At 37.9% G+C, this 12,327-nt stretch carries 14 protein-coding genes; all 14 read right to left on the bottom strand.

What is annotated here, in order from left to right; all coding sequences use genetic code 11:
• Nucleotides 1–2: 2 nt before the first annotated feature.
• The gene (locus C231_RS0103285; protein ID WP_018659231.1) at nt 3–3,167 is read right to left on the bottom strand and encodes a phage tail tape measure protein; all 3,165 of its coding nucleotides are present in this window, start codon (nt 3,165–3,167) and stop codon (nt 3–5) included.
• A gap of 217 nt (nt 3,168–3,384) precedes the next feature.
• Nucleotides 3,385–3,750: a hypothetical protein gene (locus C231_RS0103275; RefSeq protein WP_018659229.1), complete on the bottom strand. Its 366-nt coding sequence runs from the start codon at nt 3,748–3,750 to the stop codon at nt 3,385–3,387.
• An 11-nt stretch (nt 3,751–3,761) separates the two neighbouring features.
• The gene (locus tag C231_RS0103270) at nt 3,762–4,346 is read right to left on the bottom strand and encodes a major tail protein (RefSeq protein WP_018659228.1); all 585 of its coding nucleotides are present in this window, start codon (nt 4,344–4,346) and stop codon (nt 3,762–3,764) included.
• Complete coding sequence (locus C231_RS0103265) at nt 4,336–4,656, bottom strand: hypothetical protein (protein ID WP_018659227.1); 321 nt, start codon at nt 4,654–4,656, stop codon at nt 4,336–4,338. The genes C231_RS0103270 and C231_RS0103265 overlap by 11 nt, the downstream gene beginning before the upstream one ends.
• Complete coding sequence (locus tag C231_RS0103260; protein WP_018659226.1) at nt 4,656–5,036, bottom strand: HK97 gp10 family phage protein; 381 nt, start codon at nt 5,034–5,036, stop codon at nt 4,656–4,658. Before C231_RS0103260 ends, C231_RS0103265 begins: the two co-directional genes overlap by 1 nt.
• Entirely contained in the window at nt 5,033–5,371 is a 339-nt protein-coding gene (locus C231_RS0103255; protein WP_018659225.1) for a phage head closure protein, read from the bottom strand. Before C231_RS0103255 ends, C231_RS0103260 begins: the two co-directional genes overlap by 4 nt.
• The gene (locus C231_RS0103250; protein ID WP_018659224.1) at nt 5,372–5,644 is read right to left on the bottom strand and encodes a head-tail connector protein; all 273 of its coding nucleotides are present in this window, start codon (nt 5,642–5,644) and stop codon (nt 5,372–5,374) included.
• 11 nt (nt 5,645–5,655) lie between these two features.
• Nucleotides 5,656–6,846: a phage major capsid protein gene (locus C231_RS0103245; RefSeq protein WP_018659223.1), complete on the bottom strand. Its 1,191-nt coding sequence runs from the start codon at nt 6,844–6,846 to the stop codon at nt 5,656–5,658.
• 5 nt (nt 6,847–6,851) lie between these two features.
• Nucleotides 6,852–7,562 (bottom strand): head maturation protease, ClpP-related, encoded by a 711-nt coding sequence (locus tag C231_RS0103240; protein WP_018659222.1) that lies wholly within the window; start codon nt 7,560–7,562, stop codon nt 6,852–6,854.
• Between the two features lie 20 nt (nt 7,563–7,582).
• Nucleotides 7,583–8,821, bottom strand: a complete 1,239-nt coding sequence (locus C231_RS0103235; RefSeq protein WP_018659221.1) for a phage portal protein — start codon at nt 8,819–8,821, stop codon at nt 7,583–7,585.
• Between the two features lie 61 nt (nt 8,822–8,882).
• On the bottom strand, nt 8,883–9,926 hold the full coding sequence (locus C231_RS0103230) for a Fic family protein (RefSeq protein ID WP_018659220.1): 1,044 nt from the start codon (nt 9,924–9,926) through the stop codon (nt 8,883–8,885).
• A 114-nt stretch (nt 9,927–10,040) separates the two neighbouring features.
• A complete protein-coding gene (locus C231_RS0103225; RefSeq protein ID WP_040408020.1) occupies nt 10,041–11,642 on the bottom strand; it encodes a terminase large subunit in 1,602 nt (533 codons plus the stop codon).
• Nucleotides 11,643–11,746: 104 nt separating this feature from the next.
• Nucleotides 11,747–12,052 (bottom strand): hypothetical protein, encoded by a 306-nt coding sequence (locus tag C231_RS0103220; RefSeq protein WP_018659218.1) that lies wholly within the window; start codon nt 12,050–12,052, stop codon nt 11,747–11,749.
• Nucleotides 12,053–12,073: 21 nt separating this feature from the next.
• Nucleotides 12,074–12,316: a hypothetical protein gene (locus tag C231_RS0103215; protein ID WP_018659217.1), complete on the bottom strand. Its 243-nt coding sequence runs from the start codon at nt 12,314–12,316 to the stop codon at nt 12,074–12,076.
• Nucleotides 12,317–12,327: the final 11 nt, after the last annotated feature.

Here is a 12,327-nt window from a genome sequence, read left to right as displayed (position 1 = left end):
TCCTACCATCCTTTTTGTTTTCTCATCGATAATTTATTTAGTTCAATATCCATGGAGCTGGCCATTTTGCTGGCTAATTCTTTTGAGTCAATGTATATAGAGTTATTTGCAAACTGTGGAAAGTACTCAAGCATGACATTAAAAATTTGCCCCATTAACTCAAGTGAGGCTTGATTATTATTTTGAGTCATACTTTCTAATGTAGATAGTCCCATTATCACTTCAGGACCTTTTTCCCCTCCACCTAGAAGGGTATTTCCTTTTTGCCCAAAGATGGTCGCACCATTTAAAAGCATGGGCTTGTTCATTGCTTTTTTATACCAATCCACAGAAAACTTTGGGATAGAAGGAGGAGCCAATGAAAATTTTCCTTTAATAGAAAAGTGGGGTAGCTTTATCTTTGGAAGTGACCATTTGAAATTAAAGAACCCCTTCATTTTATCAATAGCACCTTTCACAAAGTTCTTCGCGCTATCAATTGGTCCAGTAATAGCTGACTTAATACCATTCCATACATTGGTAGCAGTTGATTTAATACTATTAAATACAGAACTCACAGTACTTTTAATGCCATTTAAAGTAGAGGAAACCGTTGATTTTATCGAATTCCAAATACCAGATAAGGTATTTTTAATCCCATCCATCACACCCTTTATAGTGGATGATATTTGTGACCAAACGGAAGATACTACTGACTTTATTGCTTCCAGTACACTAGATACCACTGTTTTTATTTGATTCCAGATAGTGGAAAAAATCGTATGGATCGTATTTAATACCGTCTCAATAACAGACTTGATGCCATTAATCGCATTTGAGATATGGGTCTTCATAAAATCCCAAATTGGTATCAAGATATCCTTACAATTCTCCCAAACAAACTGGAAAGGCAAGGTAATAATCGTAATTGCAGCATTAAGGATTTCACCAATGGCCATAACACCAACTTGGACCACATTTTTAATGGTCTCCCAGGTATTTGATAAAAACTCACTGATTCCTGTCCAAATCCCTATAAAGAATTCACTAATACCTGTCCAGGCCTCATTCCATGAGGTGCCAAACCAGGATAAAATAGTATCCGCTAAATTTTGAATCGTATTAATGACAGTCTCAAATACACCCTTTATTCCCTCCCAAAGGGAAGAAAAGATTTCTTTTACCCCAGTCCAAGCCTGCTCCCAGTTGCCTGTAAATAGACCGATAAAAACATCAAGAATTCCTGTTAAAGCCCCTAGAGTCGTCTCAAGAATCGTTGCTATTAGTAAAAAAGCCCCCTCAAAAAGAGGGGCTAGTAAATCACATAACCCCATCCATAAAGCTTTTAACGTTTCTACTAAGCCTGTAAAATCAATATTTAATGCTTCAAGTCTTTCTTTGATTCCTTGAACAAAGGAGGATATGGTGTTTTGAATACTCGTCCATATCTCTATCATAGAATTTCTAAATTCTTCATTGGTATTCCAAAGAGTGACAAAGGCTGCAACTAGTCCAGCTACTACACCAATGACGGCCGTTATTGGTGCAGTGATGCCTGTAAGAGCCGTGGCAAGTTTTCCAACTACGCCTGAGCTACCTGTTAAGACAAGCTTAAACTTTGAAAAACCCCCTGCTAGCTTGACAAAGGCCTGCATAGCAATACCCACCTTGGATATTACTGTTCCAAGAATAACTAAAAAAGGACCAAGGGCAGCAACTATAAGTCCTATCGTTAAAACGACTTGTTTTTGCTCCTCACTCATCCCATTGAGCTTATCAATAAAGGCTTGTATGCCCTCCACTACTTTTCGAATCACAGGAACCATCATATCCCCAAATGATATCGCTAACTCTTCTGCAGCGGAGGATAATTCTTCCAGTTGACCACCTAAGTTATCCTGCATGGTTTTTGCCATTGACTCAGCCGTCCCATCTGCATTTTTAATCGCTTGAGATAGCTTGTCGACATCTGCTGGGGCGGCATTCATAAGGGCTAAAAAGCCTGACATTGCCTGTTTTCCAACGAGCTGTTCTGCTACATGGGCTTTTTCTGCCTCGGTTAACTTACTAAAGGCCTCCCTGCAGTCGCCTAAGATTTCAGACAAAGATCTCATGCTACCGTCTGCATTGGTTGTTTGGATTGTAACCTCACCGATAGCTTTACCACTTATCTCAAAGTCTTTTGATAAGTTGGTCATGATATTTCTAAGAGATGTACCTGCTTGAGATCCTTTAATACCAGAGTTGGCCATAAGACCGATCGCCTCTGCCGTATCCTCAGCAGTAAAGCCCAAGGCCCCAGCAATCGGGGCTACATACTTAAAGGTTTCACCCATCAAGGCTACATTCGTGTTGGAATTTGAAGATGCGGCCGCTAAAACATCTGCAAAATGAGCCGAGTCTTTTGCTGTTAAACCAAAGCCTGTTAAAGCATCCGTTACTATATCAGAGGTTAGGGCTAAATCCTCGCCACTTGCAGCAGCAAGGTTCATAATCCCATCAATACCATGTAGCATATCCTCAGTCTTCCAACCCGCCATAGCCATATAGGTCATAGCATCAGCTGCATCTGTAGCAGAGAATTTGGTTTTGGCTCCCATCTCTCTTGCCTTATCTCTTAGCTTTTCAAAGGCCTCACCAGTTGTCCCTGAGATGGCAGAGACCTTGCTCATGGAGGTATCAAAGTCAGAAGACATTTTAACTGCACTAAAACCAAGACCTGTTACTGCAAGACTTGCTGGCATGACTTTTTTACCAACATCAGAGATTTTATCCCCAGCACTTTCTATCTTTGAGCCCACTTCGCCCATTTTAGCTAGGGTAGAGTTCGTGGTTTCTGATTGGAGTTGGAGGGATTTTAGTTTTTCTTCTGTCTCTATGATTTCACGTTGTAGGGCATCATATTTATCTTGACCTAATTCGCCACGTTCTAATTGAGCCTTAGCTTGTTTGTCCGCTTCTTTTAAAGTCTTTAGCTTTTCTGATGTCTCATTAATTTCTTTTTGTAGTAGTTTTTGTTTTTGTGCTAGCAAGTTGCTATTGGTTGGGTCTAGCTTTAAAAGTCTATTTACATCACGTAGACCTGCTTGCGTATTTCTTATAGAAGTGTTAACTGATTTTAAGGCCTTATCTAAACCAGTCGTATCTCCACCGATTTCAACGGTAATGCCCCTAATTCTTCTAGACAATAAATTCCCTCCTTTCTAAATAAAAAAAGCCTATGATATATAGGCTCATAGGTATCTTAAAATTTATCAAACTCTGCTTGGCCAGCCAGCCTCTGATACTTCACATCATCATTTGATTTTTCTGTCCAAATATCCAAAACCAATCCAATGGTTACAAAATCTAAATCTCCTATGCTTAAACCAATTTCTAAGCATCGTAAGAGAAAGAGTGGGGTTGTCATTTCCCTTGTGCTTTTTTCAACTTTTTTTTAGATTCTACTTCCGTCTGCATGTTTACACCCCATAGTTCTAATATCTCAGGTAAAATCTCATAAATAGAAAACATCTCAAAGTCTTCCAGCCACTCCTCAATCGTTGGAGGTATCGTTTTGTCCGCATGATAGGCCATAATATAGGCAACATTTTCAAATATTTCTAAATCTTCAATTTCAAAGTTTCCGTCTTTTTTATTAAAGGACTTTTCTAGTTTCAGTAAATCTTGAAAGATATCCCTTTTAAACTTTGCTCGATACAGTCTTGGTATGCTAGCTGATGCCTTAAACCTAACCTCTTTACTTCCAACTTGTACTGTTTTTTCAATCATGTCTTTTCCTCCTATGGTCTTGAACTAGATACTGGGCTTGCCTCTTGAGGAATATAAACCTTCTTATACCAGTTTTTATAAACCTCATCCTTTGTGCTGTCCCCTGTTCTTGATTTCACTAGACCGTCTTCTCTTGGATCTGCTGTTAAGCTTAGGGTTTCTGTTCCTGGCTCTATAGTGTCTTCCTTGGTTTCTGATTCGATAGAAGGTCTAGATGCAGAGCAGTTATATAGCACGTGACGAATGGCATTTACATCCCCATCAAATTCAAAAAGTAAAGCAAACTTCTCTGTCTCTGCAATGCCTGCATTCTCAACTAAGACTGAATTGGCATCAAGAGTTTCTTTTAAGATATTGACTCGAAACCATTCAGGAATAAGAGCCATTTCCAAATCACCACTGTAGCCGTTATTGGCTAGTGACCTAAAATAAACAATCCCATCTGCATAAAAAGGCGTAGATTCGCCTTCAGCATCTAGGCTAATACTCACAGCACCTGGTATACTTACAGGTGTTTCATAGGTATAAGAACCCCTACTTTCGGTTAATTTCGCCACATGGACATTCTTTAAGTTGTATTTAATTTTATTTGCCATAATTTTCCTCCCCTTCAAAAATATATAAAACCTCATAGAGCTTTTCTGATTCTATATAGGTCTCTAGCTTGTCATAAAAAATACCGTGTCTATCTAGCACGGTTTCAATTCTTTCTTCTTCTATAAAATTTTTATTATCTGTATATAGCTCCAAATGAATCACTTGTATTTTGTAGTAGGCCAGCCCATCTGCCGAGAAATTCTCACTTCTTGGATAATAGTAAATAAGAAAAGGAGGCTTAGGTGATTTTCCTTCAGCAAAATGATGGTAGGCAAAAGGAAGACCTATCTCTTTTAGTATGTCTTTCATCAAATCCTCCTTATCGCTTTTTGAATATCTTCTTCTAGCTTCTGTATACCTATATCCTCAGCAGGTTTAATGTGAGCCTTACCTGCTACTCGTCCACCTCCTCTTTTGACATGGCCGTGCTCTAGAAGGTGGGCTAGTTGATATCTGTTTCTAGAATGAACAATTAGCTGTAGGGTGCTAGCAGTCTCCTTATCTTTTTTTACTAACCAGGACTTTTTATAGGCTCCTGTATCTACTGGGGCTTTTGCTTGTATTTCTTTTCTCACAGTCCTACCAGCACCAGTTACAGCTTTTTTCATTCCATCGGTCGTAAGTTTGGCATATTCTTCTAGACCCTTTGCAATTTCATCTGCCATATCATCAACGCTTACCTTTTTCATCTTTTCACCTTCTTTGCATAAAGTTTTATAGCCTTTTTCTCATAGTTCATAAAGTCAATTCCTTTAATGTCATAGATGTCTCCTTTAAATACGATGCGATAATCATTAGTAGTGAGACTGGCAAGCCTTGGAGCATATCGAATCGTAAAAATTAAATCACTATGATCTACCGTCATTCCTGCTACCTGCATTTCACCACCAGCTTGTCCACGAGAATCAACACTAGCACGACAATGATAAAAATCTCTCCAGTTACTTGTGTAAACTCCCATCGCATCTTGTATAGGCCTATCCTTTTGAATCTGAATCCGTACTCTTAGCTTATTTATTTTCACTTAAAAGCCCTCCTGTCTTACTCCAAATAGAAGGGCTCTTAAACTAAGGGTAAGTTCTTTATGGTCCGCTTCTTCTCTATGCTCATAGAGATAGGCTACCGTATAAAGCATGGCGATATCTAGGTAAGGATATTTTTCTATCGCTTTGATATCTTCCAGCCTTGCTACATCAAGACAAATTTCGCAAGCGACTTCAATTAAATGTTCAATTAAGTAATCTTCAGAATCATCATCCACCCTAAGATATCTCTTCGCCTCTTCTAGTGTTAACATCTACTCCCTCCTTAGGCTGTTCCTCCTACTTTAAGGATTTTAACTGCTTCAGGAAGAACAAGTTTTCCATCGACTCTTTCCTTAGCTACAAAACCGACCATGCCATTACCTGCAAAGAGCTCTTTTAATTCTTGGAAAGAACGAGTTCCTCTGTCTCCAATGTTGTAATATGAGAAGTCCCCAAAGGCAATCGCAGGCTTTCCTTTTGCAATCTCAGGCGCATAGGCTGAGGTATAAACGGGATAGCCTAAGATTTTGTCTGGCTCTCCTTGTTGGTAGGAAGGTTGCCAGATATAAGCCCCGTTACCGTCCTTCAGCTTTCTAATGATTGCTAGAGAGGAGTCATTTAAGATAAAGGCAGCATTTTTCCTGTAAGGTCTTTTTAATGAATAAACAAGAGATAGGATTTCATCTGAAGTAATCTTCTCATTGGCAGAGGTGACTCCTAGCTCTCCGCCTCCTGTTTTTACAAAGATTCCTAGAGGCTTATTTTGGCCATCCCCATTTAAGAAGGCGTCTTCTTCCGCATTGGCTAAAGCCTTTGAAAAGCTTGATAGAATATACTCTTCAAGATTAAAGGCACTATCATATAAAAGCTCTTCTGTTACTTTAATTGCTACATGAAGTTTATGGGCATCTAAGACAATCTGGTCAAAGCTTGCATCACCAAAGCTAAGTGCTGCACCTTCTTCAATCCAAGCAGCCGCTGGTTTAGAACCTGCAATATTAATCTTGTGCTCTCCACTTGTTGTAATCGTTGTTCCTAGTTTTCTTAGGATATTTTCTTCTTCTAAACCTTGAATCAGTCGTTCATCATATTCTTCTGGTACTAGATAGCCTCCTTGCCCATCAATCCCTTCTTGTAGAATATTTGAGACTTGTCTAAAGTTTGTACGAAGAGCCTGTAGCATGGACTTCTTATATTCATTGCTTGCCCTACCTGTTTTTTCTTCTCCTACGGTGTTATTAGGATTTGATGTAATTGGTTTGTTCATTGGCATATTCAACTGATCCTCCATCTTGCTTTCTCTTTCTAAGCGTTCAATTTCACGGGTATAGTTATGGATTTCTTTTTCCATTCCCTCATATGTCTTATAATCTTCATCAGACAAGGTTCCATTATCCTGCTTGTTTTCTTCAGCAAAGGTCTTGGCCTTATTCCAAGCCTGAGTTCTCTTTTCGATAAGTTCCTTAATAGTCATACAATTTACCTCCAATTATTTTTTATTGTTTCCAGTCTTTCTAAGACTTCACTTACTGGTTTTCCTTCGGTCTTTCTTAGCTTTTCAAGTAGTGAATTGGTTACAGCCCTTCTTGAAAAAATCATGGCATTTGAACTTATCCTATTGCTTGATGGACTCATCTCTTTTCTTTCAAGAAGACCATCACAAAAGCCATATTCTTTCGCCATGTTCACATCCATCCAGGTCTCAGCATCCATTAAGTTAGATAATTCCTCTCGACTAAGTCCTGTTTTCTTTTCATAGGCATTAATGATGGAAGCCTTAACACTTAAAAGCATCTGATGGGCCTTGGTCATTTCCTCCTCATCACCAATGGCAATGGTCATCGGGTTATGAATCATAAGCATAGATACGGGGCTCATTAAGACTTCATCTCCTGCCATAGCTATGACTGATGCAGCCGATGCTGCAATTCCATCCACTTTTACTGTGATATTGCCTTGATAGTCCATGAGCATGTTATAGATTTGAGCAGCAGCTATACAGTCGCCACCTGGTGAATTAATCCAAATGTCGATATCACCACTATCTTTTTCCAGTTCCTCTTTAAACATCTTGGGTGTGATATCGTCATCGAACCAAGATTCCTCAGCAATCGTTCCATTAAAAAAGAGAGTCCTTTTATCTGACTCTCCTGTATCTTTATTCCAAGACCAAAATCTTTTATTTTTCATTCAAACTATTCTCCTCCTTACTAGTCGCTTTCAGCTTGTTGGGTTTGGTCATTATAAAAACTTCCTGCCTTATCTAAAGGAAGCATATTCCCGTTAACGAGATACATATCCCCGCCTTCTTCCTTTGGAATTAAATCTAAATTTTCTAAAGTCCTAATATCATTAGCACTCATCCAGCCATTTTGCCTTGCAACGGCATAGCCATTCATCCTGGATTCATAATCTCCACGAAGTAAGCCATCTACATTGAATTTAATAAAATATTCTTTCTTATCATCTGGCCTTAAAAGGGATTTGTTTAGGGCCTGCTCCCAGCGGATAATCCAAGGATCTAAGGTATACTTCACAAACTCTAAAGATTGCTGTTCAATATTAGAAAAGCTTGATTTATCTAGGTCTCCCACCATATGGGGTGGCACCCTAAAGATACGGGCGATCTCATTAATCTGAAACTTCCTCGTTTCTAAAAACTGAGCTTGTTCAGGTGAAATGGATATAGGAGTGTACTTCATTCCTTCTTCCAAAACGGCTATCTTATTTGAATTAGAAGAACCACCAAAGGTCTGAGACCAAGACTGTCTAATCCTTTCTGGGTCTTTAATAATCCCTGGATGCTCTAAAACTCCACCAGGCTGTGCTCCATTAGCAAAAAACTTCGCTCCATACTCTTCTGTAGCAATGGCCATACCAATGGCATTTTTTGCCATAGCAATGGGAGAGTAGCCTATTAGCCCGTCAAAACCTAGTCCTGGAATATGAAGAACATCGTATGAAGATAAGTTAATTGTTCCCTTTTCATGACGGTATTCATAGATTATCTCTTTTGTATCATCATCTCTTTTTACTCTCATCTTATTTGGCATTAAAGGATATACAGCTATGACTTCTCCCTTCCCATTTCTTATAAGCTGGGCATAGGCATTACCCCAAAGTAAAAGATGGCTCATCAAGGTTTCCCTTAAAATGAAGGAAGTCATCTCGGGATTTGGTTCATCGTGAAGGATAAAGTATAAGGGATGGTCTCTTGCCCTTTCCTTATTACCAGCTCCATTTGTCCTATAAAGATGAAGGGGTAGGCTTGCCACAGATTCTGATAAGATCCTCACACAGGCATAGACAGCCGTCATCTGCATGGCCGATTGCTCATTGACCACCTTTCCTGCTGTGGTACGTCCAAAGAAAAACCTATTCGATGAGATGTATTCATTTTTCGGTTTCGATTTTTCAAATCGCTTTTTTATTCTTTCGATTAAATTCATTTTTCACCTCCATCCTTTTGCATTAAAAAAGCACCTACCAATGTAGATGCTTAATATGTTCCTATTTTTTTATATATCTGGTACTTCGTCCTTTTCCAATCTTTTGAATCAAGTTATTATCTTGAAGTTCTTTTAATGCCCTTTCTATTGTCCTTTGAGATATATCAGGACATAGAATCATTAAATCCGACTTAGATAAAGGTTCTAAAGAGTTATTAAAAACATGCATAACCCTTTCTGATGAACTTAAGCTTTGTTCACTTATTAATAAAAACCTTTCATCACATATCCTATATGCCTTTAGAATAACAGATAACATATACCTAATGAATGGTAGTTCATCATTTGTCCCCTCGTGCCAATTTTCACTTGATGCTTGAAGTTCACTATAGTAATCATCTTTGCTTTCTTCTATTATCATTTCTAAACTGATATATCTGCCTACAAAAAATCCAAATCTATATAGTAGAAGTAAGGTTAAGAGTCTTGACATTCTACCATTTCCATCATTAAATGGGTGAATGCATAAAAAATCATGAATAAATGTCGGCACTAATAGCAGTGGTGGTACTTCTATTTTAAGTGCCTCATTGAAAGCATTTAGCCATTCATTTATATATTTTTCTGTCTCAAAACTAGATACAGGGCTAAATATGATTTTTTCCTCTCCCAACGCATTTCTTTCTACAATAGCATTATCCATGCTTTTAAATTTTCCTCTATGTGATTCATAAGAATAGGAATAAAGTCTACTATGCAGAGTTAAGATGTTATTCTTGTTGAGTTCGATATTTTCATAATTGTCATGAATTATATCCAAAACCACTCTATACCCATAAATTTCTTCCTCATTTCTGTTTTTAGGTTCAGATTTTTTACTCATTAGTTCACCTAAACGCCCATCACTTGTAGAAATACCTTCTATTGCGTTTGAAGCTTTTGTACTTTGAATCTTGGCTACTTCTATCATTTTTTCTAATACGTCAGGATAATTTGCAACGTATAATTCTTGTTTACCTTTACATTCATAAATTCCGGCTATCAATTTATATATATCCACCGGGAGATTTAGATTAAGTAATTTACTGTAATTGAATTCTCTCATATGCCACCTCTTTCTTAGCCATTATACCTTATTTGGCTATGAATATTCAACTTTGGCGAGAATCATCTTAGCCATTATTTGTTATTTGGCGTTAATAAAACATGTTTGGCGAGATTAAATTAGTAAAAGACCTCTACTTTCATATACTGATTCACTATTATCATTTCCATAGCGTATTGCTCGATCAAGTGCCATAATGGTGGCTATAACGCCATCGATTTTTTCTGTAGACTTTTCCTTATCTGGTTTAATATTTCCTGCTGGGTCAGTTCGAATAAAGATATTATCCATATTCCACCTAAGTACAGGATGACCTCCATGGGCAATTTTCTTCTCTAGGGTTAACTTCATTAACTCCTTAGTTGGTGGACTCATATCCTTAAAACCTTGACCAAAGGGAACCACTGTAAAGCCCATACCTTCAAGGTTTTGAACCATTTGTATAGCACCCCACCTATCAAAGGCAATTTCACGAATGTTATACTTTTCTCCCAAATCTTCTATGAATTTCTCAATAAAACCATAATGAACCACATTTCCTTCCGTTGTTTGCAAATAGCCTTCTTTTTCCCATATATCGTAATTTACATGGTCTCTTGCAACACGTAGAGATAAGGTCTCTTCTGGTAGCCAAAAGTAAGGTAGGATATGGTACTTATCATCTGCATCCTCTGGGGGAAATACCAAGACAAAAGAGGTCATATCTGATGTTGATGATAAATCTAAACCGCCATAACAAACCTTACCTTCAAGCTCTTTAGGATCAATCTTAAAAGCACATTCATCCCACTTATCCATTGGCATCCACCTAATGGATTGTTTAACCCATTGATTGAGTCGTAATTGCCTGAAGGCATTTTCTTCTGTCGGATTTTGTTTAGCCGATTCACAGGCTTGCCTTACCTTGTCAATATGAACCGTTACTCCAAGAGATGGATTTGCCTTCTTCCAAACCTCCTCATCTGTCCAATCATCATCCATATCAGCTCCATAAATCACTGGATAAAAGCTAGGATCGGTCTTTCTTCCATCAATGATATCGACCGCCTTTTGGTGGGTCTCATAACAGATGGACTTGGTGTCCGTTCCTGCTGTTGTAATTAAAAAATACAAAGGCTGTGTTCTTGCATCCCCAGAGCCTTTCGTCATTACATCAAAGAGTTTTCTATTTGGTTGAGTGTGAAGTTCATCAAATACTACTCCGTGGATGTTAAAGCCGTGCTTGGAATAAGCCTCTGCAGATAAAACTTGATAGAAAGAGTTAGTCGGCCTATAGATAATTCGTTTTTGAGATTGAAGAATCTTCACCCTCTTGTTTAAGGCAGGGCACATTCTTACCATGTCGGCTGCAACATCAAATACAATGGTCGCTTGCTGTCTATCTGCAGCGCAGCCATAAACCTCTGCTCTTTCTTCAAAGTCTCCACAAGTTAAAAGAAGAGCTACAGCAGCAGCTAACTCAGACTTGCCTTGTTTTTTAGGAATTTCTATATAAGCCGTATTAAATTGTCTATATCCATTTGGTTTTATTACTCCAAATAAGTCCCTTATAATTCTTTCTTGCCAATCCATTAGTTCAAAAGGCTTGCCTGCCCATTTGCCTTTTGTGTGTGTTAAACATTCAATAAAAGTTACTGCATAATCAGCCCTTTCTTTATCATAGAAAGAATCTTCCTTCATAAACCTGGTTGGCTTATAATTTTTTAACTTTCTGATAATCTTCACCTCCCTCTTTTGAAAATTGGCATAAAAAATAGCCACATTACTGTGACTTTTACCACGACAAAAAGAGCCTAGTCCTTTTGTCTTTTTATTATCTTTTATAAGTTGTCTATAAAGTCATCAAACCACTTGGCTCCAATTTCAAGCCTTATCAAAGGAAGTCTTCCTAGCTTATTATACTTAAGGCTAACGATTCTTAAATCATCCTTAAAATCAGTCCCATAAAATTCATTAATAACTCTGCCTTCGGTAACGTATATAGTGTCATCTTCTAAATATTCTTTTAAGTACTCTTGGAATGCTAAATCTCCCTCTTCTCCTTCCACTAAGCCAACCATGGTAATAGCTGATGATTGAATTAAATCGTTTAGGTCTCTTTGAGTTTTCGTGAACTTGTAAGCCATCTTAGTTTCCTCCATTTAATTCTAAAAACTCATCATAGGTAATGAGGCCGTCATCATAAAGCTCATAGTTTTTATTGCCCTTTGATATTTTTCTCTTTCTTGGTCTTTTCTCTTTTTACTAAGCTTTACGTATTCATTCCAGCCAATTTTCCCATTATCGTAAAGTTCTCTTTCTGGCTCTCTCTCATAAAGTCCTCTTTTTTGTTCTTTATATCTTTTTGTAGCTTCTAAAAATGTTTGTCTTTTTAATTCTTTGTTTGTCATCTTTGACCTCC

The sequence above is a fragment of the Allofustis seminis DSM 15817 genome (genome assembly GCF_000374325.1).
Classification (GTDB): domain Bacteria; phylum Bacillota; class Bacilli; order Lactobacillales; family Carnobacteriaceae_A; genus Allofustis; species Allofustis seminis.
Note: the sequence above shows the minus strand (reverse complement) of the source record. Positions and strands in the feature narration are given on the sequence as shown.